Source organism: Psychrobacter piscatorii (genome assembly GCF_904846415.1).
Taxonomy (GTDB): domain Bacteria; phylum Pseudomonadota; class Gammaproteobacteria; order Pseudomonadales; family Moraxellaceae; genus Psychrobacter; species Psychrobacter piscatorii.
Window position 1 is genome coordinate 30121 of sequence record NZ_CAJHAR010000005.1, and the last position, 25091, is coordinate 55211.

The 25091-nt window shown below is 44.7% G+C and carries 22 protein-coding genes and 1 tRNA gene; 18 read left to right on the forward strand and 5 right to left on the reverse strand.

The annotated features are described in order from the left end of the window. Positions 1 to 45: 45 nt before the first annotated feature. Positions 46 to 570 (forward strand): TPM domain-containing protein, encoded by a 525-nt coding sequence (locus tag JMX83_RS03325; protein WP_201599138.1) that lies wholly within the window; start codon positions 46 to 48, stop codon positions 568 to 570. Positions 571 to 739: 169 nt separating this feature from the next. Further along, positions 740 to 1738, forward strand: a complete 999-nt coding sequence (locus JMX83_RS03330; protein ID WP_201599139.1) for an adenosine deaminase — start codon at positions 740 to 742, stop codon at positions 1736 to 1738. Positions 1739 to 1833: 95 nt separating this feature from the next. Here JMX83_RS03330 and JMX83_RS03335 read toward each other — a convergent pair whose 3' ends face one another. Continuing rightward, positions 1834 to 2634 carry an NAD-dependent deacylase gene (locus JMX83_RS03335; protein WP_201599140.1) on the reverse strand — a complete coding sequence of 267 codons (801 nt, stop codon included), beginning with the start codon at positions 2632 to 2634 and terminating at the stop codon, positions 1834 to 1836. 35 nt (positions 2635 to 2669) lie between these two features. Between JMX83_RS03335 and JMX83_RS03340 the strand changes: the two genes are divergently transcribed. Then, a complete protein-coding gene (locus tag JMX83_RS03340) occupies positions 2670 to 3032 on the forward strand; it encodes a hypothetical protein (RefSeq protein ID WP_201599141.1) in 363 nt (120 codons plus the stop codon). A 135-nt stretch (positions 3033 to 3167) separates the two neighbouring features. Here JMX83_RS03340 and JMX83_RS03345 read toward each other — a convergent pair. Continuing rightward, positions 3168 to 3244, reverse strand: a tRNA-Arg gene (locus tag JMX83_RS03345). 352 nt (positions 3245 to 3596) lie between these two features. Between JMX83_RS03345 and JMX83_RS03350 the strand changes: the two genes are divergently transcribed. The 6 genes from JMX83_RS03350 to JMX83_RS03375 all read left to right on the forward strand — a co-directional run bounded on the left by JMX83_RS03350 (position 3597) and on the right by JMX83_RS03375 (position 9755). After that, positions 3597 to 4256, forward strand: coding sequence for a c-type cytochrome (locus JMX83_RS03350; protein WP_201599142.1), 660 nt, complete (start codon positions 3597 to 3599; stop codon positions 4254 to 4256). A 299-nt stretch (positions 4257 to 4555) separates the two neighbouring features. Next, a complete protein-coding gene (locus tag JMX83_RS03355) occupies positions 4556 to 5518 on the forward strand; it encodes an ABC transporter ATP-binding protein (protein ID WP_201599143.1) in 963 nt (320 codons plus the stop codon). A 29-nt stretch (positions 5519 to 5547) separates the two neighbouring features. Further along, positions 5548 to 6321 carry an ABC transporter permease gene (locus tag JMX83_RS03360; protein ID WP_057762348.1) on the forward strand — a complete coding sequence of 258 codons (774 nt, stop codon included), beginning with the start codon at positions 5548 to 5550 and terminating at the stop codon, positions 6319 to 6321. Positions 6322 to 6629: 308 nt separating this feature from the next. Next, a complete protein-coding gene (locus tag JMX83_RS03365) occupies positions 6630 to 7667 on the forward strand; it encodes a FecCD family ABC transporter permease (RefSeq protein ID WP_201599145.1) in 1038 nt (345 codons plus the stop codon). Then, positions 7664 to 8932 carry an ABC transporter substrate-binding protein gene (locus tag JMX83_RS03370; RefSeq protein ID WP_201599147.1) on the forward strand — a complete coding sequence of 423 codons (1269 nt, stop codon included), beginning with the start codon at positions 7664 to 7666 and terminating at the stop codon, positions 8930 to 8932. The genes JMX83_RS03365 and JMX83_RS03370 overlap by 4 nt, the downstream gene beginning before the upstream one ends. Before the next feature lie 46 nt (positions 8933 to 8978). Further along, entirely contained in the window at positions 8979 to 9755 is a 777-nt protein-coding gene (locus tag JMX83_RS03375; RefSeq protein WP_201599148.1) for an ABC transporter ATP-binding protein, read from the forward strand. Positions 9756 to 9785: 30 nt separating this feature from the next. Here the strand turns inward: JMX83_RS03375 and JMX83_RS03380 are convergent, their stop codons facing one another. Continuing rightward, positions 9786 to 10661, reverse strand: a complete 876-nt coding sequence (locus JMX83_RS03380; RefSeq protein WP_201599149.1) for a DMT family transporter — start codon at positions 10659 to 10661, stop codon at positions 9786 to 9788. A 279-nt stretch (positions 10662 to 10940) separates the two neighbouring features. Here JMX83_RS03380 and queF point away from each other — a divergent pair, with 279 nt between their 5' ends. After that, complete coding sequence (queF, locus tag JMX83_RS03385) at positions 10941 to 11810, forward strand: NADPH-dependent 7-cyano-7-deazaguanine reductase QueF (protein WP_201599158.1); 870 nt, start codon at positions 10941 to 10943, stop codon at positions 11808 to 11810. A gap of 118 nt (positions 11811 to 11928) precedes the next feature. Here the strand turns inward: queF and JMX83_RS03390 are convergent, their stop codons facing one another. Further along, positions 11929 to 13647 carry a proline--tRNA ligase gene (locus JMX83_RS03390; protein ID WP_201599166.1) on the reverse strand — a complete coding sequence of 573 codons (1719 nt, stop codon included), beginning with the start codon at positions 13645 to 13647 and terminating at the stop codon, positions 11929 to 11931. A 578-nt stretch (positions 13648 to 14225) separates the two neighbouring features. On the opposite strand from JMX83_RS03390, the gene JMX83_RS03395 reads away from it, so the two are divergent. Next, positions 14226 to 14957, forward strand: a complete 732-nt coding sequence (locus JMX83_RS03395; RefSeq protein ID WP_201599173.1) for a DUF4230 domain-containing protein — start codon at positions 14226 to 14228, stop codon at positions 14955 to 14957. A gap of 1 nt (position 14958) precedes the next feature. Here JMX83_RS03395 and JMX83_RS03400 read toward each other — a convergent pair whose 3' ends face one another. Continuing rightward, on the reverse strand, positions 14959 to 16578 hold the full coding sequence (locus JMX83_RS03400; protein WP_201599180.1) for a cryptochrome/photolyase family protein: 1620 nt from the start codon (positions 16576 to 16578) through the stop codon (positions 14959 to 14961). A gap of 201 nt (positions 16579 to 16779) precedes the next feature. Here JMX83_RS03400 and JMX83_RS03405 point away from each other — a divergent pair, with 201 nt between their 5' ends. The 7 genes from JMX83_RS03405 to JMX83_RS03435 all read left to right on the forward strand — a co-directional run bounded on the left by JMX83_RS03405 (position 16780) and on the right by JMX83_RS03435 (position 25040). Further along, complete coding sequence (locus tag JMX83_RS03405; protein ID WP_201599182.1) at positions 16780 to 17451, forward strand: phosphoribosylanthranilate isomerase; 672 nt, start codon at positions 16780 to 16782, stop codon at positions 17449 to 17451. A 135-nt stretch (positions 17452 to 17586) separates the two neighbouring features. Continuing rightward, the gene (gene trpB, locus JMX83_RS03410; protein WP_201599184.1) at positions 17587 to 18861 is read left to right on the forward strand and encodes a tryptophan synthase subunit beta; all 1275 of its coding nucleotides are present in this window, start codon (positions 17587 to 17589) and stop codon (positions 18859 to 18861) included. Positions 18862 to 19020: 159 nt separating this feature from the next. Continuing rightward, positions 19021 to 19782, forward strand: coding sequence for a hypothetical protein (locus JMX83_RS03415; RefSeq protein WP_201599185.1), 762 nt, complete (start codon positions 19021 to 19023; stop codon positions 19780 to 19782). A 49-nt stretch (positions 19783 to 19831) separates the two neighbouring features. Further along, positions 19832 to 20656, forward strand: a complete 825-nt coding sequence (trpA, locus tag JMX83_RS03420; RefSeq protein WP_201599187.1) for a tryptophan synthase subunit alpha — start codon at positions 19832 to 19834, stop codon at positions 20654 to 20656. Positions 20657 to 21141: 485 nt separating this feature from the next. Beyond that, positions 21142 to 22086: an acetyl-CoA carboxylase, carboxyltransferase subunit beta gene (gene accD, locus JMX83_RS03425; protein ID WP_227675714.1), complete on the forward strand. Its 945-nt coding sequence runs from the start codon at positions 21142 to 21144 to the stop codon at positions 22084 to 22086. A gap of 186 nt (positions 22087 to 22272) precedes the next feature. Further along, the gene (gene folC, locus JMX83_RS03430; RefSeq protein WP_201599189.1) at positions 22273 to 23622 is read left to right on the forward strand and encodes a bifunctional tetrahydrofolate synthase/dihydrofolate synthase; all 1350 of its coding nucleotides are present in this window, start codon (positions 22273 to 22275) and stop codon (positions 23620 to 23622) included. Positions 23623 to 23870: 248 nt separating this feature from the next. Continuing rightward, the gene (locus JMX83_RS03435; protein ID WP_201599193.1) at positions 23871 to 25040 is read left to right on the forward strand and encodes a LysM peptidoglycan-binding domain-containing protein; all 1170 of its coding nucleotides are present in this window, start codon (positions 23871 to 23873) and stop codon (positions 25038 to 25040) included. Positions 25041 to 25091 lie beyond the last annotated feature (51 nt).

Genomic DNA, 25091 nt, shown 5'->3' on the forward strand with positions numbered 1-25091 from the left:
AGACCCAAATAACCATCAAAAATGACGTAATTGAGGAAAAATATAATGGCAGAAAACCATGCTTCAACTTCTAGCTTTGCTCGATGGTGGCGTCAGGTCTTGTTTGTACCTTTGCTACATAGCAAGTGGCTGACAGCAGAAGCCAAAGCACGGCTGACAGATGAGGTGACACGCGCTGAGCGTGGGCATCGCGGTGAGGTATTTTTGATTGTCGAAAACCATTTGCCAATTCAAGACGCTTATCATATGGATTGCCGCGAACGTGCGGTCGATCTGTTTAGCGAGTATCGAGTCTGGGATACCGAAGAAAACACAGGCGTCTTGATCTATGTCAATATTTGCGAGCATCAATTAGAGATTGTGGCCGACCGCGGTATCAGCACTCACGTAAGCCCAACCGTCTGGCGTGCTATGTGCGAAAAAGCAGTATCAGGTATCAGTAATAAGAAAACAGAAGAGAGTTTGGCTGAATTGTTGGATGAAGTGGGACAAGTACTGCGCCAGTACTATCAGCTTGAGCACAATCCATCAGGCAATGAGCTGTCTGATACCGTGGTATTTTTAAAATAGTAATACGGCATCTCTAAACACATTATTGATAGAGTCGAAGGTGGCTGTTCTCGTCTATAGGGTTTTGATGCTAAAATATCGCACGTAAAATATTCGTACCTTTTAAAGAGGGTGCGAATATATATAAATTATCCACAGCTTGTCTCGATAACACCATTATTGGAATACTATGATTGATTTAATACAGAAACTACCAAAAGCAGAACTTCATCTACACATCGAAGGGTCATTAGAGCCTGAGCTGATGTTTAGACTGGCAAAAAAGAACAATGTAGAGATTCCTTATGACAGCGTAGAAGACGTGCGCGCCGCCTACAACTTTAACAATCTGCAAAGTTTTTTAGATATCTACTATGCCGGCGCAAATGTCTTACTGACCAAAGATGATTTTTATGATTTGACGTGGGAATATATTCTTAAGTGTGTTGAAGACAATGTCATCCACACCGAGATATTCTTTGACCCGCAGACACATACCGAACGAGGCGTGCCTTTTGAAGCGGTCATCACAGGTATCAAAGAAGCACTTGCCGATGCCAAAGAAAAGTACGGCATCACCTCTTGTATCATCATGTGTTTCTTGCGCCATTTGTCGCAAGAAGAAGCATTTGAGACACTAGAGAAAGCGCTAGACTATAAAGATGACATCATCGGTGTCGGTCTGGACTCATCAGAGCTTGGCAACCCACCATCGAAATTCAAAGAAGTCTTCAAAAAAGCCAAAGAAGAAGGTTTTAAACTGGTCGCCCATGCGGGTGAAGAGGCTGATTTTTCGTATATCTACGAAGCATTGGACTTATTGAATATCAATCGAATCGACCATGGGGTGCAATCGATAAAGAGCCCAGAGCTGATGCAAAGACTCAAAGATGAGCAGATGCCATTGACCGTGTGCCCGAACTCAAATATCGAACTGCGAGTATTTGATAATTACAAAGAGCATAATATCAAAGAGCTTTTGGATTATGGTCTCAATATCAGCGTTAACTCAGATGATCCTGCCTATTTCAAAGGCTACGTGAATCAAAACTTTATTAATCTGCATGAGAATCTGCCGATAACAGAAGAAGATGTTATTACGTTAGTAAAAAACTCTTTTAAATCGGCATTTATCAGTGATGAGTTAAAAGAAGATTACTTGGCGAGAGTGGACGCGGTATTGCAATAGATATTGATTGGCTATTAGTATAGTAAAGGCTTAACGATTGATAGCAATCGTTAAGCCTTTTTTATTGTTTATCAGATAATGACATTTATAAGCAGTTATAAAGCAGTAATCTCTTCTATAAGTAACGGCAAAATAACTCCGGCTTTTTCTACTAGCGTGATATCGACGATGGTATTCGGTGTTGGATCGGGATTTATCTCGATAACTTGCGCACCGTTCTGCTTGGCTAACTGTGAGAGTCCGGCCGCAGGATAGACCAAGCTTGATGTACCGATACTGATAAATACATCACAGTTAGCCGCAGCCTCTTCGGCAGTCTGCCATGCTTGTACAGGTAGTGCTTCACCAAACCACACAATATCTGGTCTGATATAGCCTTCACAGTGCGGGCAAGTAATCAGCTTATCATCAAAACGTATCGTATCTTGCTTAATATAGGCGGCTCTTGATTGTTCCGGATAAGGTATCTCACACTGACCACAGCAATTACGCCATAGATGACCGTGCAAATGAGTTACCGAACTACCAGCTTGCTCATGTAGGTCATCGACATTCTGCGTGATAAGTGTGACTTGCTGATCGGAAGTTTGCGCATGATACTGCCACTGAGCCAATGCATGATGGGCTGGATTTGGTGCTTTATCTGCGACCATCTGCCTGCGCCATTGATACCACGACCATACTAGCTTTGGATCACGAGCGAATGCTTCAGGGGTTGCCAAGTCTTCCGCGCGATAATTCTCCCACAAGCCCGTTTGCTTATCTCGAAACGTCGGAATACCACTTTCGGCTGAAATACCGGCCCCTGTCAAAATGCAAATGCGCTCTTTCGATGCCAACAATGTTGCCGCAAGTTTTACTTCTGCTATTACCGCTGGTGATAATTCTGCTAACATGAGCCAACCCTTGTTAGTAATGGATATTTTTACTTATGATAGACGGAATTTGGTGGCTTGTCATATTGTTCGCCATCATCGTGGCCTTATGGTTTGTGGCAAAATCACGTGGGGCAAAAGCAGGCGAAAAGCACGGTAGTACCAAGTCAAAAAATACAGTACAGAATGATGCCCTGCAAAAAACATCCGCATTATTAAAGCAGTACTTTCCTGATTATCGGGTCACTCGTAAGGCAAATCACTTGCTCATCAGCAAACAAGGCAAAAAAATGGCGATGATTACGATTGATAAGAAAATTGCTGAGGGTCAGCGTCGTTTGGGTGATGTGCCAGTGATTAATTATCACCGCGTGCCTAGCCGTGCTCAGCTAATAGCCAATTTACAAGACGCAGAGTGAGTTTTATATAGATGAGAGCACTAGAGGTATGCGCACACAGAAAAACTACCAACATTTTGAAACGTCGGTCTGATGAGTATGAGCAGTTTAGGATAGCACTAAGGAAGGGTAGAGCGAGGTTGTACACATTGTAAATGGTGCGCTCGGCGGGAATCGAACCCACGACCCTCGGCTTCGGAGACCGATACTCTATCCAACTGAGCTACGAGCGCATATGATAACGATATGTCTGACTGTCACGCTTAGATGCGCATGATAACCAGCATAAAGTGCCTAGAAATAAAGACCGCTTAGTCTAACAAATAAAACGCATAAAGCCAATAAATGACCGTCGTGATTGAGGTTTTTTAAGAAAAAACAGCCAAGTCATTAAACAAGCATGGCAATTTACCTGCCTTTTCCCTTATAATGTTGGGGAGAATTCATATTTATAATCACCGATTGCAAGTGCGCTGGCACGCGGGATGGCTGTCTGCTATTGAGGACTTAGAGGTCGTCAAAGGAGGACAGACAGAATGTCCGAGCTGTGCTAGTCCTTGTATACGTAATAAGAGAACGTGACGAATGAGAAAAGTAGTTATGTTATCGGCAGCTGCCATTCTAGGAATCGCTAGTATCGCGGTGAGCCAAGCTGAAGATATTGTCGACACGCCTGTAACTGTGACTGACGTCGCAGAAGGCCAAGAAGTCGTAGAAGAGGCGCCACAAACGCTAGGTGATGAGCCCCAAGCTGCTGCAGACACGACAGATGGCGCTGCTGCACCTGCTGATGGTGCTGCTCCAGCAGAAGGCGAAGCGACCGCCGCTGCAGCGCCTGCCGCTGACGAAGAGCCGATTCCACAAGATACGCCGCAAGTACAAAAGCTGATTGCTTTGTATCCTAATCTGATTGCCCGTATTCAACCTGTTGCAACTGTATGTTTTGAAGACGATGAAGTGTGTGACGTAACAGCACGCTCATCTGGCCCATCTGCTGGTGACGGTCCTCGTGATGGTAAAGCGGTATACAATGCGGTATGCCATACTTGTCACGCCGCTGGTTTGTTAGGTTCACCTATCTTCGGTGATGCTGGCGCTTGGGGACCACGTATCGCGAAAGGTAAAGATACGCTATATACCCATGCTATCAACGGTTTCAATGCGATGCCTGCTAAAGGCGGCGCGGACATTCCTGATGAAGAAGTCCAAAACGCTGTAGACTATATGGTTGCAGAATCAAGCTAATTTTTGCTAACGGCTTTGCTGGCTTTTATAGCAGTTATCGATAAAGCGCCTATTTCAGTAATGAGATAGGCGCTTTTTTATGATGAGTATTATTAATACGGTACTTCAAATATAAAGCAGTTGAAATTTGCGATTAGCAGCCTCATTTTATGAGATTACACCGTGTCTTCTAGATAGTAGAGCGTGTTGAACATTTTTATATAGCATAGGCCATTATGATAATGACAGTCGAATGTTCAACACGGCCTATTATTCTAAAATCGTGTTTTATACAAATTGATAAAAAATAAGAGGTCTTCATGTCTGATGTACCAGCACTTTCTATCCAAGGCTTATCCAAAACCTATGACAATGGGTTTTCGGCATTAAAAGGGGTTGATTTAACCGTACCACAAGGTGGTTTTTTTGCATTACTTGGGCCAAATGGCGCAGGTAAGTCCACCATGATTGGCATTATCAGTTCACTATTTAAGCCAACCACGGGTAGTGTCCATATTTTTGGGACAGATCTATTAGAGAATCCTTCGATTGCCAAACAGTACCTTGGAGTAGTACCACAAGAATTCAATTTCAACATGTTTGAAAAAGTCGAAGATATTTTGATTACACAAGCAGGTTACTTTGGTATTCCAGCAAAAGAAGCCAAGCCAAGAGCAAAAAGGCTACTGACAGCATTGGGGCTTTGGGATAAGCGTGACAGCAAATCACGTGAATTGTCTGGCGGTATGAAACGCCGTCTGATGATTGCGCGAGCGTTGATTCATAAGCCAAAATTATTGATTCTCGATGAGCCAACGGCTGGTGTCGATATTGAGCTGCGCCGCTCGATGTGGGAGTTTATGCAGCAGATCAATATCGAGGAAAATACCACGATTATTTTGACCACCCATTATCTGGAAGAAGCCGAGCAGTTGTGTAAACGCATTGCGATCTTGGATCACGGTGAGATTCGTATCAATACAGAAATGAAAGATTTATTGGCGCAGTTATCTGTAGAGACGTTTGTCTTTGATCTAGAGACGCCGCTCACCGAGCAATTAGCTTTGACCGGAGTGACAGATATCTCACAGCCAGATGAGCAGACGCTAGAAGTCACCTTGACAGAAGGCGAGTCATTAAATGGTGTCTTTGATCAGTTATCCGATAAAGGCATTAAAGTCGGCAGTATGCGTAATAAAGCCAACCGTCTAGAAGAGTTGTTTATGCGCTTGGTTGACAAAAATATTGAAAGTGCAAACAGCATGAAGGAGGCGGGATTATGAGTCAGGAACTGATCGATCATAATAAAACGATGTCACTGAGTAAAAAGTGGATTGCATTTCGTACGATATGGTTCAAAGAAGTGCGCCGTATTCTGCGTATTTGGCCGCAGACGCTATTACCGCCAGTCATCACGATGAGTTTGTACTTTGTCATCTTTGGTAAGATGATTGGCTCGCGCGTGGGTGAGATGGGCGGCGTGCCCTACATGCAGTTCATCGTGCCAGGTTTGATCATGATGTCGATCATTACCAACAGTTACTCTAACGTGGTTTCGAGCTTTTTTAGTGCCAAATTCACGTCCAGCATTGAAGAGCTTTTGGTCTCGCCTGTCTCCAAGCATGCGATTTTGATGGGTTATATCAGCGGTGGGATTTTCCGTGGACTGGCCATCGGTGTGATTGTCTCGATTGTCGCGCTATTCTTTACTGACCTTGGTATCGAGCATTTATTTGTCACTGTATTTACGGTACTTGGCACGTCTATCTTATTTTCACTAGGCGGCTTTATCAATGCGGTGTTTGCGCGCTCATTTGATGATATCTCTATCATTCCAAGCTTTGTATTGACCCCGCTGACCTATCTTGGCGGCGTGTTTTATTCGATGGAAAACTTATCACCATTTTGGCAAAATATTTCGCTATTAAATCCTATTGTCTATATGGTCAACTCATTCCGTTACGGTATCTTGGGCTATTCTGATGTCAACGTTTGGTATTCGATGGCAGCGATTTTTGTGTTCTGTGCGATATTTTATACCATCGCTTATCGCTTGCTCAGTAACGGTTCGCGCGTGCGTTTGTAGTTTGCTTTATCGTCTAAACTGCTGATTATCAGTAGTTTGACGCCTTGTCTTTTTTCTTACTCAATTTGGTCGCATTATTTTTCGGATAGGTGTGTAGGTCTTGGTAATTTCTTTTGTGATAAAAGAAAATACCAGTCTTATCATACCTATCCGTTTTTTTTTGAATAAAATGACACTTGTTACGTAAATGCAGGGGTTAATCAGCAGAAAGATAAGCTATTAATTGCGAATAGTCCTCATTAGCATTATACTTCTCATTTTTTAAGATAAAAGGTAGCCTCAGGTTACCTTGGTAATTGAGATACTAAATGACCCAATCAGTCAGCGAACAAATCATTCGACAGCAACGTCGCATAGAATCGAAACGCCGATTGGTGTTGTTGGCACTTGCGGTAGCGTGTGTCGTGGGTCTGGTACTGGATGTGATGACGGGCCCTTCAATGCTGCCGATGGGAGAGGTGATTAGCTCGCTATTGCAGCTAAGCGGTGTGGATGATACCTCACATACCATCGTTTATGATTTGCGCCTGCCTATTGCGTTTATGGCTTTGCTAGTAGGGGCGTCACTCGGTGCTGGTGGTGCTGAGATGCAGACACTACTCAATAATCCGATGGCAAGTCCTTATACGTTAGGGCTTGCGGCAGCAGCAGGATTTGGCGCCTCCCTAGTCATTGCGTTTGGTAGTTTTGGTTTGCCACTACAATATGCTGTGCCTATTGGGGCGTTTTCGATGACAATGATCGCCTCTGCGGTGCTGTTTTTGTTTGCGTCATTGCGACAGTTTACGGCCGCTACACTGATACTAGTAGGTATCGCCCTGTTATTCATTTTTCAGTCACTATTGTCATTGGTGCAATTTACCGCATCAGCTGAGGTCTCCCAGCAAATTTTGTTTTGGCTATTCGGTAGTTTAACCAAATCGACTTGGTCCAATGTGTCGGTGGTCGCTGTCGTCAGTGGCATTTGCATTACCCTACTGATGCGCGACAATTGGAAATTAACCGCGCTAAGATTGGGTGAACAACGGGCATCAGCACTTGGTGTCAATATCACGCGACTGCGTATTAAAACATTAATTTTAGTAGCGATGATGACGGCAACAGCGATTAGCTTTGTCGGGGTGATTGGCTTTATCGGTTTGGTGGCACCGCACGTGGCACGGTTGCTCGTTGGTGAAGACCAACGTTATTTTTTGCCCGCGACCATGCTCGCAGGCGCAGCGTTTTTATCATTCTCATCGGTGTTATCGAAAGTGATTGTCCCAGGGGCATTGTTTCCGGTTGGGATTGTCACGTCGTTTGTGGGTGTACCCTTTTTATTCTGGATTATTTGGACTAAGCGATGAAAAACTGGATTTGTGGGACAGTGGCAGTAGGTTTGATGTTAACGACGTTAACTGCTCACGCAGAAATCAAAACCATCAACGATGTGCTAGGACGCGACGTTCAAGTCGATGTACCTGCCAAGCGCGTGGTATTGGGGTTCTATTATCCTGATTATATTGCGGCGACAGGCTCGGAAAAATTTGGGCAGGTGGTGGGTATTTCACGAGAGTTTTGGGAAGATTTTAATCCCGGTAGTTGGGAATTATATAGCGAAAAATTACCAAATCTAAATAGCATTGGCGATATTGGCAATATCGATAGAGGCACATTTTCTTTCGAAAAAACCTTGGCAATGAAGCCCGATGTGGTGGTATTAGCAAAATGGCAATATGACACCCTAAAGGCCGAAATGCCGCGTTTTGAAGCGGCAAACATTCCGGTTGTCGTGGTTGATTATAATGACCAAACGGTAAAAAACCATGTCAAAAGCACCGAGATTTTTGGACAATTGGCAGGTAGTGAGCAACGCGCTGACCAAGCGGCGCAAGAATATGCTGACAGCATCGCAGACATCCAAAAACGCGTACAAGCCGTAGCGCTACCTAAGCCCAAAATCTATATGGAGTTTGGGGATAAAGGCCCACAGGAGCATAGCTTCACCTTTGGTAAAAATATGTGGGGCGCAATTGCAGACACGGTAGGTGGTGATAATATCAGTAGACCCTTCATCGAAGATTGGGGCATCATTAACCCAGAACAAGTTTTGGTGAGTAAACCTGACGTTATTATGATCTCAGGCACCGAAGTGGGCATGAAGCAGCCCAATGCGATGGCAATGGGAATTGATATCCCAACTGATGAAGCCCAGCGTCGCCTAAAAGGCTTTACCACCCGTAGTGGTTGGGAAAATCTGCCCGCAGTGAAGAACAACCGTGTATATGGCATTTATCACACGACGTCTCGCTCGTTATCTGATTTGGCAGCCGCACAATTTATGGCAAAAGCGTTATATCCTACAGCATTTGCTGATGTCGACCCTGAAAAAACCTACATGGATTTTCACGAAAAGTATTTGCCAGTCAAGCCTAACGGTACGTTCTTCATCCAGCTAGGCTGTGGAGCAAGTGTTTGTGATGACAATGCTAACGTTCAAGCAAAAGATCAGGGCAACGCATCAACCGCTGCGACCCAAGCCGATTCTGCTGCCAATATGTCTGAAAACCCCTCTGAAAATGTGTCGTGGTTTACTAAGCTTATGAATTGGTTCAGCAGTTTATTTGCTTAAGTAGAGACATGCCCTGATTTTTGACAATTTAATAGAAGAAGTCGCTATGCTCAAGCTTAATCGTTTAACCATCCAATATGGCTCGCACACCGTTGCTAGGGAGATTGATGCCCAGTTTGAATCGGGCAAGATTTACACCATCTTGGGAGCAAATGGGGCAGGTAAGTCGAGTTTGCTCAAAGCGATTTTTGGCGAATTGGCATTTTCTGGCGCTATCGATTATCAGGGCAAAGCGCAAAGCAAAGCTCACCTCAATACATGGCGAAAACCCATTGCCTATATGCCGCAAGACAGTCATACTGATGCCGAGCTAACTACCCTTGAAGTGGTGTTGCTCGGACGCATGGACGCCTTGAGCCGTCATATTGGTGATGAATTATTAACAGAAGCGGTCGACTTATTGGCAGAGCTGAATATTTCTCATTTGGCACATCGTCCGATCCATTTGTTGAGTGGCGGGCAGCGGCAGCTGGCGATGTTTGCTCAAGCCTTACTGCGCCGTCCCAAGATTTTGCTGCTCGATGAACCTGTCTCCGCACTGGACATGGCACATCAAATCAATCTATTGGACAAAGTGAGCCATTATACTCAGCAGCACCAACTGATTTGTATTATGGTGTTGCATGATTTGAGCCTCGCCGCGCAATTCTCAGATGAAGTTTTACTGTTGGCTGATGGTCACATTCATGCTCAGGGTATGCCGAGCGCCGTATTGCAATCCGATATTTTACGTCAAGTGTATCACGTGGATATTGAGATTTTGACCAGCCATCAAGGCTTGCCAGTGATTCATCCGTATCGCAAGCAGCTTGCTGGCGTCTGACTCATGCCTGATTAGGTGACTCATGCCTGATTAAGAAAGTTTAACGGCTTTTTTGTCAGGTAAGCTACTGATTACCCCTGCAAAGATGACCGCTACAATACCAAAAACCTCTATCCAGCCAATGCTTTCACCGGCAAAGATGAACCCATAAGCCGCGGAAAATACAACTGTTAAGTAGGATAATGCCGCGACCGTGAATTTTTGCCCCACGTGATAGGCATGCGTCATTGCTAATTGAGCGAGTAGTCCTGCCACGCCGATACCAATGATGTAAGGCAAACTCGCACTTGTCAAAGCACTCCAACCAAACCATGTCGCCGCTATGGCTGAGACAACGGTCGCCACTGCCGAAAAGTAAAACACAATCCGCCACGCAGGCTCACCCATTAGTGATAGCTCTCGCACTTGTAGCAGCGCAAACGCCGTAAAAATACCGCCACTTAACGTAATCAAAGTTTCCAACAGTCTGTCGGAGGCGAAGGCAGGTTTTAACATCAAACAAATACCAGCCAATCCCAGTAGTAGCGCACCCCACGTTTTGAGCGATGGTTTGTCTTTGAGCCAAAAAATAGATAGCAAGGCAATAAAGACGACAGAGGTGTAGTTCAGCGTCACAGACGTTGCGAGCGGTAAATGGCCTAAGCCATAAAATGCCAGTAATAATGCCGTCGTGCCTGCCAGACTACGCTGCATATGGCCCCAAAAAAATGGCGTCTTGAGGGTTTTTTTTCGCGCAAGGGTGGTGCCAAAAATGACTAAGGCAGGCAACAAGGAGCGCCAAAAAGCCAGTTCATATTCATTCATATGCAAGTGAGTGGCGGCGTTTTTGACCAAAATACTCATCGTGGCAAATAAGAATGCCGCAATAATCATCCAGCCTGAGCCTAAAGAGATTCTTTTTATCATAAGTAGCGATAAGCAAAAAGAGGCAATTGTACCATTCCACGTGATATGCTTTTTGGTTAATTTAGAGCGTTAATGAGGGTAGTATCTGAACTAGGGAAAACAATACTTAATGACGTGAAATTAAAAAATAAGAGTGAATGTCGGCTTACCCTCATAGGCTAAAGCGTGACAGCCGCAAGCATACAAAAGGCGCACACAGACAGATCAATTGCGGTAAAATAACGACCTATCAACATTACTTACATTATTTAGCAACTTATTTAGCAGTTAGGGCCGTTTATGAGTATTCATGGTATTTTAGGAGAACAAACCACCGATTATCCGACTGAGTATAGCCCAGAGACGCTATATCCTATTGCACGTAGCATGGGACGTGATGCGATTGGTTGGCACGCTGATAAACTAACGGTCGGCGTAGATTGGTGGCAGGCATTCGAGATCTCTTGGTTAAATCTGCAAGGTATTTCGCAAGTGGCGATGGCACGATTTAGTATTCCTGCCAGCTCACCATTTATCGTAGAATCAAAATCTCTCAAGCTATATTTGAACAGTATCAATTTTACTGAGTTCGCCAGTTGGAATGACGTGCAAACATTGATCGCTAAAGACCTATCCGCCTGTTTGCAAGCGGAAGTACAGGTAGAGTTATTTGCGCTGAATGATGCATCAAGCCTGCTGATCGCTCAGCCAACCGGTATTTGTATTGATGACGCATTGTCAGGTAGCACGGAAAAAATCGCATTAACTGAGCATCCTGATGCATCGCTGTTGAGTAATGATGAAACAGAAGCGAGCAGTGAGCGTGTGGCAAATAACAGCAATCAACCCTATGTTTTTTATTCTAATCTGCTGCGTAGTAATTGCCCTGTGACCAATCAGCCAGATTGGGGCACGCTGGCCGTGTCGATAACGACTGACAAGACTTTTAACAATGCAAATATGCTACGTTATATATTGAGTTTCCGTCAGCATAACGGCTTTCATGAGCAGTGTGTTGAGCAGATATTTGCAGATTTGAGCGAGTATTATGAGCCAAGTGATTTGATGGTTCGTGCATGGTATACACGCCGCGGCGGTATCGATATCAATCCTTGCCGTGTCAGCGACATCAGCTTATTGCCTGCGCCGAGTCGCCTGATTCGCCAGTAGCCGTATTAAAAGCATAAAAAAGCGCCTATCTCATCTAATGGGATAGGCGCTTTTTTTGTGCATCAAATCAAACATATCTGACGTTCAATTTACTGACATTTCATGCTTGGACTGCAATCTACTCACAGCCAAGTTTGGCCAGTAGCTCGTCACGGCTGAGCAACTCTTTTTCACCGTCACGGCGATTGACATATTCGTACTTGTCTTCAGCGATGTTGCGATCAGACACGACGATACGGTGTGGAATACCAATCAATTCTAAATCAGCGAACTTCACCCCTGGGCGTTCGTTACGATCGTCCAGTAGGATGTTGACGCCCTTAGCTTTTAGCGTTTCATAAAGCTCAGTGGCAGTCTGCATGACCGTCTCTTCTTTTGACTTCATCGGTACGATAGCTACTTCAAAAGGCGCAAGTGAGTCTTTTACATCAGGCGTTTGTGGCCACATGATACCGTTATCATCGTGGTTTTGCTCGATGGCAGCAGCGATGATGCGGCTGACGCCGATACCATAGCAGCCCATCATCAAGGTCACCGGTTTGCCAGCTTCACCTGAGACGCTGCAGCCAAGTGCTTGTGAGTACTTATCGCCCAGCTGGAAGATATGACCGACTTCGATACCGCGTTTGATTTGTAGGGTTCCCTGGCCATCAGGTGAGGCGTCGCCTTCGAGCACGTTGCGGATATCAACGATGCGCGTGATGTGCGCGTCACGATCCCAATTGACTCCGGTTGTGTGCTTGTTGACTTCGTTGGCACCAGCGACAAAGTCAGAGAGAATAGCCGCTGCGCGATCGACGAACACAGGGATATCTAGATCGACACCGATATAGCCTTTGAGCAGTCCTGCGGCTTTCAGCTCTTCTTCACTCGCCATAGTCAGCGGCGTGTTTACTTCTTCGATTTTTTCCGCTTTGATGTCGTTGAGCGTATGATCGCCACGCAGTACCAGCGCAACCAACTGCTCTTCACCTTCTGGCGTATGACCTTTGACAATCAAGGTTTTCACGGTGGTGGCAAGTGGAATGTCTAAATGCTCAGCAACTGCTTCGCAGGTTGGCATGTTAACGGTATCAACGTTGGTCAGTTCTTGGGTCGCAGGCTGACGCTCACCCGTGCTAATGGCTTCAGCAAGCTCAATATTGGCCGCATAGTCAGAGATGGTGGAGAAGGCAATGTCATCTTCGCCACTGTCTGCCAAAACATGAAACTCATGTGAGGCAAAGCCACCGATAGAGCCAGAATCCGCTTGTACCGCGCGAAAGTCAAAACCCAAACGGCTAAAGATGCGAGTATAGGCGTCGTACATATCTCGATAAGTCTCAGCAAGTGAGGCTTGATCGATATGGAACGAGTAAGCATCTTTCATGGTAAATTCGCGTGCGCGCATCACACCAAAACGTGGGCGAATCTCGTCACGGAATTTGCTTTGAATCTGAAAGAAAGTAATCGGTAGTTGCTTATAACTACGTAGCTCGCCTTTTGCCAGATTGGTGATGACTTCTTCATGCGTTGGACCCAGCACAAAGTCACGATCATGACGGTCTTTGAAGCGCAGTAGCTCAGGACCGTAGTCTTCAAAGCGTCCGCTGGTCTGCCATAGCTCAGCAGGCTGCGTCATCGGCATCAGCAATTCTTGTGCGCCGATGTTTTGCATCTCTTCACGAACGATGCGCTCAACCTTTTGCAAAATACGCAGACCCATGGGCAACCAAATATACAATCCAGAAGCGATCTTGCGAATAAGACCAGCACGCACCATCAATTGGCTTGAGGCGATGTCGGCATCACTTGGGGTTTCTTTTAATGTGGCAAATAAAAATTGACTGGCTTTCATAAATAAAGCGTAACCTTATCAACGATAAAAAAATAAGAAATAGTAGGATGTTGAGCGTATGGCTAATCGTTTCATTGCCGCCGCAAGCTTACCTTTATCACTTAGCAATAATCTAGGGTATTTCCTAGTTACTCATATGCTGATATAAAAAAGCACATCAGTAAGAACCACTCTTATAAGAGTAAACAAGAGAGGCAGATTTGATTTGAGGTATGAACATGCCGAAATGCAATATATTCAGGGCAAAAGCCCGATAATGCTAAAAGATTGACATTTTATACATACAATCTGACTATGTTAGGTAAAGTTCGCCTAAGACGCAATGACTTTTTGTCTTTTCAGACCGAACGTTATACAAAGGCTGAGATGAGACTCGAATAATTGAGTTGTTTATAAGCTTTTAAGACAAAGGTAATGTATGTTTTTGAGATGGCCTAATTTACGTATTATGTAGAAGATTGGTAGCCATTACTTGAATTTACTGCACAATAGTCACATTTATAGGTTAAGCGTTTGTTTTAATTACATAAAATTATTGGTCATCTGAAAAACGATGCACTTTTATAAAGGTAACTTCTATGAGTAGTCCTGATATGAACAATACCAATGGCACCCACAAGCCAGCGAAGCAGCCTATTGCCACGATGTCTTGGGTGATACTGCTCATTGGCTTAGCAGCCATCGTTTTTGCTATTTATAGCGCGCAAAAAATCACAGAAGAAGAACCGATAGAAACCATCACTCGAGAAGGCGTGGTCACACAAATCCAGCAATTAAACAGACTCCATACCGTCGCGTTTAGTGTTGATACGGTGATTACGAGTGAGCGTCCGGGAAGTTGGATGAAGTTGTGGCAAGATGAACAAAAAGCGCTGTTCATCGCTCATGGCCGCGTCGAAGCAGGGGTTGATCTGAGTGCACTGACACCTGAGATGGTACAAGTGGTACAGCCTGTTCAAGCCGATGAAGCGCAAGTAGATAGTAATGTACCCATTTCAACCATGCCACAAATCAATATTACCTTACCGCCTACAGAGATATTTTCAGTATATTTAGATGATATCGAGATTTATGACTGGCAGACAGGCGCCTTTGGCATGATGCAAGTTGATCCTAAGATATTGGCGCAAGCACAAACCATGGCAAAAAAAGAAGTGCTAGAGCGTGCCTGCCGAGGAGATGTCATGAATATGGCGCTGCAAAATGCCCAAACGCAATTGCAGCAGCTGTTTGCTTTGACGGGTGCTGTTGTGACGGTCAACACGCAGGGTGCAGGCGCATGTCAATTGCCTGCAGCCACTAATAGCTAATTTACTCTTTTTTAAATTCAGCAATGGCGAGCTTACGTGCTGATTTGTGTTCGACCATCGGCGCAGGGTAGTCAACAGTGGCAAACTCTCCACCCTTTGCCAATGCTTTACGCATTTTATCCTCACTGTGCAAAGTGCTCGCGGGGATGTCTTTTAGTTCTGGTAGCCACGTTTTGATAAATATCGCTTTTTTATCATGAGTGCTGCCTTGGCTAAAGGGGTTCATAATACGGAAGTAGGGTGCTGAGTCAGTACCTGTTGATGCGCTCCATTGCCAGCCGCCATTGTTGGAGGCAAAATCCCCATCGATGAGCTGCTGCATAAAGTAGCGCTCGCCTAAGCGCCAATCAATCAACAAGTCTTTGGTCAAAAACATCGCCGTGACCATTCTTAGTCGATTGTGCATAAATCCAGTAGCGTTCAGACAGCGCATCGCAGCATCAACGAGTGGTACGCCTGTTTTGCCCGTGCACCATGATTCAAAATCCTCTTCATTGTATGACCAACTCACTTTGGTGTCAGTGTCCTCTTTATACGCTTTATGGCGAATCAGGTTTGGCTTATCAACCAGTACATGACGATAAAAATCTCGCCAAGCAAGCTCGCTTATCCAGCGGTCGATATCTTCATTATCGCCATCATTACCGTGCAGCTTTTCTTGTACTTTGCTGGCTTGTAGATAGCAGAGCCGAGGGCTGATGGTGCCTATAGTGAGATAAGCGGATAACTGGCTGGTGGCATACAGGTGCGGCACATCACGGCTGACATCATAATCATTGATATCATCATCGACAAACTCATCTAAGCGCTGGCAAGCAGCAGACTCACCTGCAGGATAGGCGTCCCTTGCGGCTGTGAGTTGGGCGTCCATATCAATATGCTGTAACGAGTCCTCTTTTTGTCGCGTCTTTTGATAATCATCAAGCATTTTTTCACTGAGGGCTTTGATATCATCAACTGTATTGGCACTATCTTTCGATGATTTTAGATTGATTTTATCATCGCAGTCGACTGCTGGTGCGTCATGCATTTGAATGGTGCTAACGTCTAGCGTATGTCGCCATTTCTTATAAAATGGGGTAAAGACCTTATACATACTATCGCCGTCATTTGTCGTGATACTCAGCGGTGGCAAGATACATTGGTCATGCCAGCGGACAAACTCGATGTCGTCTTTTGCAAGCTGCTCACTCAATTGCTCATCACGATCAATCTCATTGCCTTCGTATTCATGGTTAGCCATGACGCAGCTGATATCGTTGTCCTTGCATAAGCTCGTCAGAGCATCTATACAGTCAGAAAAGCTTGGACAGACTTGTACCGTTAAAGTGATATTCAGTTGTGATCTCAAGTCTTTTGCTAGTATAGGTAACGTACGGGCAATATGGTCGACTTGCACCAGAGAGGTGTCATGCTGTTGCCACTGCTCGGACGTCAAAAAGAATATGGCGGATACCGATGCATTGTCTTCATTAGCCCGCTCGCACAGTGCTGCCAATGCGGTATTATCATGAATGCGCAAATCTCGACGAAACCACATCAAGTAATGCAACGGACTGTCGCTATCGCTACTATCATTATTTTTATTATTGCTACCATTGTTGTTAGTAGTCTTTGACATCAAAGTATCCCTATATTAATCAATCGCAATCATAAACAAAACTGAGCATAAAAGTATGCTAGGATAAGTTTTTGGATGCAATGGCTTTGCCGTTTGCGTAACAAATTCTCATCATATCTCACGATTTATCTTTAGTCTGACGCTATCTGATGTCGCTATAATCGATGTCAGATTTATGAATATAAAATCCAAGGTCACAAAATGCACGTTAAGTTTTGCGGATTTACTCAGCTTAGTGATATACAGACTGCGGCACAGTTAGGTGCAGACGCAGTCGGTTTGGTGTTTTATCCACCAAGTCCGCGTGCGGTCACGATAGAGCAAGCACAAACTCTAAGCGCTGCCGTACCTGCTTTCGTCAGCGTGGTGGCATTGGTGGTCAATATACCTAAAGATGAGCTAGTCAAATTAGCAAACGATGTACCTTTTGATATCATTCAGTTTCACGGTGATGAAACGCCTGAGCAATGCGAGCAGCTGGCAAGCAGTGTCAATAAACGCTGGATCAAAGCATTGCGTATCAATGCAGAGCAAGACACGCTCGATAGCGTTCGTGCTCAGATTGCACAGTTTGCTGACGCAGGTGCCAGTAGTATTTTGCTCGATGCTTATCATCAAGCGGCATATGGCGGAACAGGGCAGCGCTTTGACTGGAGTCTCATTCCCCATGACAGCGCGCTACCAATTGTATTGGCTGGTGGTCTTGATGCGCAAAATGTCGCAGAGACATCAAATCTGCCTATCTACGGCGTCGATGTCAGCGGTGGTATCGAGGTTGATAAAGGTAAAAAAGACGCTGCCAAGATGCGTGCCTTTATGAAAGCAGTCAAGCGCGACCGATGGCAAAACGAAACGGTCACTGACGCCATTTAAGTTTGTTATCGTAGGTTGTTTTCTATATATAATAGGCTTATCTGATCGTTATTCCGATTTTTCTGTTCCAATCTTATTTTATTTTTCTCTTTATATTTATTCTAAAAAATACCACTTATTACAGTAGGAATTATCATGAGTCATGTCGCGAACAAAGATTTATCTACTACAGCACAATCTGTAAACACCTTCACCAATCCTGAAAACGTACAGGATTTTAACCAATACCCTGATGCACGCGGACATTTCGGTGTACACGGTGGGCGTTTTGTCTCTGAGACGCTGATGGCGGCATTAGAAGAGCTTGAGACACTTTATACCAAAGTCAAAGCCGATCCAGCATTCTGGGAAGAGTACCACAACGATTTGGTCAATTATGTCGGTCGCCCAACACCGCTTTATCATGCCAAACGCTTGAGCGATGAGATCGGCGGCGCGCAAATTTACTTTAAGCGTGAAGATCTCAACCATACAGGCGCGCACAAAGTAAACAACACTATTGGTCAGGCATTGCTTGCCAAGATGTGTGGTAAAAAACGTATCATCGCTGAGACTGGCGCAGGACAGCATGGCGTCGCGACGGCAACGATTGCAGCACGCTTGGGGCTAGAGTGTATCGTTTATATGGGTGCTGACGATGTCGAGCGTCAAAAAATGAACGTCTATCGTATGCGCTTGCTTGGAGCGACAGTTGTGCCCGTCACTTCTGGCTCACGCACGCTAAAAGACGCAATGAATGAAGCCATGCGTGACTGGGTGACCAATGTAGATAGCACGTACTATATTATTGGTACGGTTGCAGGCCCGCACCCTTATCCGCTATTGGTTCGTGATTTCCAAGCAATTATTGGGAAAGAAGCGCGCATTCAGCATCTAGAAAAAACAGGCAAAATGCCAGATGCGTTGGTTGCTTGTGTTGGGGGTGGCTCAAATGCTATCGGTTTGTTCTTTGATTTCCTAAACGATACCGATGTCAAAATGTATGGTGTCGAGGCGACAGGTGATGGTATCGAGTCAGGTCGTCATTCAGCGCCATTAGCGGCGGGTCGTATCGGCGTGCTACATGGCAACCGTACTTACCTCATGGCAGATGATGATGGCCAGATTCAAGAAACGCATTCTATCTCAGCCGGTCTTGACTATCCTGGTGTTGGTCCGGAGCATAGCTTCTTAAAAGACATGAAGCGCGTTGAGTATGTCGGCTGTACCGACAAAGAAGCGCTAGAAGGTTTCCATGAATCAACGCGCAAAGAAGGCATCATCCCTGCACTTGAGACTGCTCATGCCGTCGCTTATGCATTGAAACTGGCCAAAACCATGACGCCTGATCAGACAATCATCGTTAATATGTCAGGTCGCGGTGACAAAGACTTGCATTCAGTGATGAAGGCTGAAGGGATTGAGATGTAGTGAGAATGGAGTAGTTTAGATTGTTGTATAAGAAAGTTTAGCAGCATATTAAGTCGATTAAATATCCTAAATCTCAATACGCTAATTGATAATTGCTCTATAGAGTAGAGTAATTATCAATATTGCTAGCTATTTTTTTATTATCGATAGTATACCTTCATGAATTTGAACCGCTTAATACCGAGTAAGCCTAGCCAGTTGGGTAAGCATCCAGATCAAGAAGTGCTAACAGCGCCAGTTACAATAAGTGTGGGTGTGCCTACTGAAAGAGTCAGTTTTTGGCAGAGTTATGGTTTCTTTGTAGTTGTCACTATATGGTCAGTGATTTATGTCTTTATGGCCATTTGGGAGTTTTCGACAGGTTATACGGTTACGACAATTGATGAAATTTTAAGAAGTATTCTTGAGCTTTGGTCTCTTTTAGCTATACCCATGTTGTTTTTCTTTCTGATGACGTATTGGGTGCATCGTGCCTACAAAGGTTTTGTGGTTCCAAATTCATGGGTCGCAAAACGGTTGACCTGGCAGCATGTGCCAATTATGGTTATCAAAGAAGATAGCATTAGATTTCTATCTCATTTCTTTATATTTATTGATAATCTACATCATGATCAGATAGTAAGCTTTGATGATGTTGAAAAGTTTTCTCTAAATCAAAGCAGGTATTCTGGTATTGGTTTTTCAATAATATATAAAAAGCAACATGTTGAAGCTATGAAAAATGAAGGTAAAAAAATTGACGGCTTGTTAGCTCACAAAAAATTTACATTATATGAGCATTACAATATTTTGAATGGTCAACATTATATTGATCTACGTGAAATATTAAATATTATGAATACCTTCCATAAGCAGAGAGCTAATAGTATCGAATATTTATCGCAGGATAATCCTGATAATTTAATGGATATTGGCTGGTAAAAACATATTTATAAAACCTAAAAACCTATTAAAAATTATAGAGACCACTATGACTAGAATTGAAAGCACTTTTGAAACTTTAAAATCACAAAACAAAAAAGCTCTGATTCCTTATGTGATGGCAGGCGATCCTAATCCTGCAACGACCGTCGGTCTATTGCATGACTTGGTCAAGCACGGCGCAGATATGATCGAAGTCGGCTTGCCGTTCTCTGATCCGATGGCAGATGGCCCTGTGGTTGCATTGGCTGGCGAGCGCGCATTGGCAGCAGGTACGAGTACGCGTGATGCGCTAAAAATGGTTGCAGAGTTCCGTCAAACCGATACGCAGACGCCAATTATCTTGATGGGCTATCTCAATCCCGTTGAAATCATCGGCTACGACAACTTTGTGGCGCTATGTGAGCAGTCAGGCGTGGATGGCTTATTGATGGTAGATTTGCCTCCAGCAGAGGCGGGCAGCTTTACGCAGCATTTGACTGACCATTCGATGAATGAGATTTTCTTGCTATCGCCAACGACGTTGCCTGAGCGCCGTGAGCAAGTATTGACCCATTGCGGTGGCTATATTTATTATGTATCGCTAAAAGGCGTGACTGGTTCAGCCACGCTAGATACAGACGATGTTGCGACGCAAGTTCAAGCAATCAAAGCAGAAACAGACTTGCCAGTATGCGTCGGCTTCGGTATTCGTGATGGCGCCTCTGCAAAAGCAATCGGTACTCATGCGGATGGTGTTATCGTTGGTAGTGCATTGGTACAGAATTTTGCAGATATCGATGCCAATGATACCGATGCGGTAGCAAGTGCTCAGCAAAACATCATGGCAAAAATGGATGAGCTGCGTGCAGCATTAGACAGTCTGAGTGCTTAATGCTCGTTATCCTAGTATCGCTTTTATTGAGCTAACAGCGGCATGATGTTTTAAGTATCTAATTGAGACGATTTGATAAAGGTGATAGTTATAAAGACAATAGTTGATTTGAAGTAGTTATTTTGGGTAATTGGTCTTGAATCGCGAAGTTAGATAACGGGAAGCAATGACTCAAAAACGTTACTGAAAGATGACGTGAAATGACTTTGCTAAATTTAGTTTACGAGTGTAAACTAACATGACTATTATATGGCGTCTGATAGCCGTGGTTTGTCAGTGACTAGTTTCAAAAAGCATTTGCCAAAAAGTCTCAACAAGCACATCATCTATCAACAAGCACCTAACCGAATGATCGACACGTAAGATTGATACATCAGCGTGTCGCATAATTGCTCATGTTATGACTGGGTTTGACGCTTTGTTTAGACAACCATTAAACTCTCAATGACAAGCGAATGAGCCAACTTGTCAATAAGCCTTTTATGATGGCAAATAATATGACTGATACAGCAACAAAACTCGATAATAATACTGCTAAAGCCGAGCTGAACAGCAACGCGGAGAGGCAGTCATGGTTTAACCGTCCTATACCAGGTATCAAGCAGCAATTAACTGCGCAATTGACCGCGGTAGAGACTGAACCGTCGACCAAATGCAGCAATTGTCATTCTGTGATTACCAACACCGCACTGATTTTTAACTGCTATGTATGTCCACACTGTGATCATCATTTACCAATGAGTGCTCGTGAGCGCTTGAATTGGTTGCTTGATCAAATAGACGGCGAGACAGGGCAAGAATTCACTGCCAAAGATCCGCTGAGCTTTGTGGATAGTAAGCCATATCCTGCGCGTATGAGCGAAGCACAAGAAAAAACAGGTGAGTCTGAGGCGTTGGTTGCTATGTATGGCAAGCTGCGTAATCTTGATATCGTCGCTTGTGCTTTTGATTTCCGTTTTATGGGCGGCTCGATGGGGTCAGTGGTTGGCGACCGTTTTGTACAGGCCGCTGAAAGAGCACTTGAGCAAAAAGTACCGTTAGTGTGCTTTGCTGCTTCTGGCGGTGCGCGTATGCAAGAAGGTCTGTTATCATTGATGCAAATGGCACGCACGGCGGCAGCGATTGAACGTTTGAGAATCGCTGGCATTCCTTACATCGTGGTATTGACCAACCCTGTCTATGGCGGTGTGACGGCGTCATTGGCCATGCTGGGTGATATCCATTTGGCAGAACCAAAAGCGATGATTGGCTTCGCGGGTAAGCGCGTGATTGAGCAGACCGTGCGTGAGACATTAGAAGAGCCGTTCCAACGTGCGGAGTTCTTATTAGAGCATGGCGTCGTAGATGAAGTGGTGCATCGTCATCAACTGATTGATACCATCTATCGTTTGCTTGCAAAACTGTGCCGCGTACCTAATGTAGATGCTTAATAAGATGTATGGCTCAGTATCATGAGTCAATTATTGAGTGCATAAACGTCTAGCCGCGTGCTAACATCTACTGCATATGCAAGACCCTCTAATAGCATTTATCGTCATTGCACGGTAAATGCTATTTTTGGTTTTAGCCAACACATATATTTCTACCTCTTATTAAATTTCATATAGGTTTTATTCATGTCTGACCTTTTAGCATCTGACCTCAAAAGCCCCAGTGATAACGCTAGCCTAACTCAATGGCTTGATTATATGCAGCAGATTCATGTGTCTGCAATCGATATGGGGCTATCGCGTGTATTGCCTGTTGCCGAAGCGCTAGGCGTGGTGCAGTCAGCCAAAGATGATGCCTATGTCTTCACTATAGCAGGCACCAATGGCAAAGGCTCTACGACCGCTGTCATCGCTGAGATGTGTAAAGCCGCAGGTTATAAAACGGCACTATATCAATCGCCGCACTTGAGCGTTTTTAATGAACGCGTGCGTATCAATGGCGAGATGGTCAGCGACGAGACGCTGATTGATGCTTTTAGCAAAGTAGAAGCAGCACGTTTAGATTGCGATTTGACCTTGTCATTCTTTGAGATGACAACGCTGGCAGCATTACTCATATTTGCTGAGGCAGACTGTGATGTATGGGTGTTAGAAGTCGGATTAGGCGGACGCTTAGATGTGGTCAATATTATTGATCCTGATATGGCAGTGATTACTAATATTGGTATCGACCATGTCGACTGGCTAGGTGACAATGTTGAGGACATCGGTCGCGAGAAAGCAGGCATATTGCGCCAAGGTATTTCTTTAATTTATGGTGCTACTGAAATGCCATCTAGCGTGCAACACGCTATCGATAATAAGCAGGCGACTTGTTATCAAACTGGGCAAGATTTTAGCTACCGCGATATTGACTCAACGATTTGGCAATATAGTAATGCGGCAGTTACCTTGCAATTACCACGGCCTGCGCTATCATTGACCAATACTGCCAATGCACTATCAGCGGTACTTGCAAGCACCTTGAGTGTCGATATCAGTGCCATCGAGCAGGCATTGCAAACTGTCAAACTGGCAGGGCGCTTTGATTATCGCGAAAGCCATCATCGCCATTGGTTGTTTGATGTGGCGCACAACGAGCAAGGTGTGGAATTTTTATTAGCGCAGTTATTGCCATTTTGGCAGCAGCATTTGAGTAAACACGGTAGCCAAGCTGGTAGAGATCTCCCAAAAATCAAAATATTGTTCTCTATGTTGGGTGATAAAGATATCGACAAAGTGGTACAACGTCTGACTCAAGCAGGCTTGCCGATTAGTGATTGGTTTATTGCTGAGATTGATTATCCTCGTGCCGCGAGTACCGAGCAGCTACAAGGCGTCTTAACTCAATATGTGGATAGGGCCAACATATATGAATTCGATGGCTTGCATGCAGCGACGTATGCGGTGATAGCTGATAGTCAGCCACAAGATCTAATCGTCGTATGCGGTTCGTTTCATACGATTGGAGAGGCGCTCGCTGCACTTACCGTATGATCATTTAAGTTAAGGTGGCGCCTGTTTAGTGTTAATCTTAGTACTTGCCTGATAGCAGACAGCACGAAAAATATGCTTTATAATCAAAATGATTTGCAAGACTGGCAAAAATAGGTCGGCATGAATTTTGAACACTGATGGCAGTAACTGGCGGTACGAGGTACTTATTAGCGCAATTATCTATATTGCTGTAAGACAGTCCCTGCGCCGCTCAATCAACCTTATTACCAACTAAGAGACGTAAACGGATGAACTTTTCGAGACAAGCCTTATTGGGCATTGGGATGATTCTAGGCGGTAGCGTGATGTTATACGCCATGGTGCAGCAGATTGGCGAGAGCAACCAGCCACAGCCAACATCAGCGATGATAGAGAAGCCAACGACCGAGCAAGAATCTCCGCAACCGCTAACGACTGACATCGAGACAGAAAAACGTATTCTTGCGCAAAAGCAAAAAGAACGTGCTACTCGTGTTGCCGAGCAGGAGAGGCGTGCACAGGAGTTTTTGACAGAACAAGAAGTGGCTGAAGCAGAAGCGTTGGCCAAAGCCCGCGCTGAAAGCCAGCAGTATGTCAAAAACAGCATGCCAGCTGCTGATGAAAAAAGCGACAGCACAAAGTCCACTCAAGAAACTACTACTTCAGCAGAATCAGCATTAGCATCGCCCATAACCCCAGAAGCCTCGCAAATCTCAGAAACCTCGCAACAGCAAGAAGCTCAACGACAAGCTGCTGCCAAAAAAGCAGCTGAGGCAAAGAAACAAGCTGAGGCCAAAAAACAGGCTGAGATTGAAGCCGCTGCTGAAAAACTAGCAGAAAGTAAAAAAGAAGCAGAAGCAAAAAGACAAGCGGACGCTCAAGCTGCGGCCGAAAAAAAGCGAGAGGCAGCTGAAGCGGCTAAAAATGAACCACCAAAGTCGCCTTCTGATTATCAAGTCAAAAAAGGCGATGGGCTGATTAAGCTTGCAAGACAGTACAATATGCCTGTCGAAGTCTTGGCTCAAGCAAATAACATTTCACCATCGACCTCATTACAGCTGGGTCAAAACATTACCATACCTTCGCGTAATCAAGTGCAACGTCTGGAGCGAGAAGCTGCTGCTGCCGAGAAAGCAGCTGAGGCTAAGCGAGACGCTCAGCAAAAGCTTCGTGAGGCTCGTCAAGAAGTGAAAGAAACTGATGCGAAAGGCAGCTTTGGGGTGCAAGTAGCGCTCGCAGATAATCAAGCCAAAGCGGATCAGCTAGCGAAAAAATTCAAAGAGGCCGGATATCAAGTGAAAACCAGCCCGACCAGTCGCGGTGTACGCGTCATTGTCGGTCCTGAACGTGGAAAGGTCGCTGCATTGGCACTAAAAGATAAGATCAATAGTGATTCTAACGTCAATACGAACGGTGCTTGGGTGCTTTACTGGCGTTAAGCTTTAGACTCGCAACTGTCGTCAGAGATTGATGAGTAGATAAGTGAGATA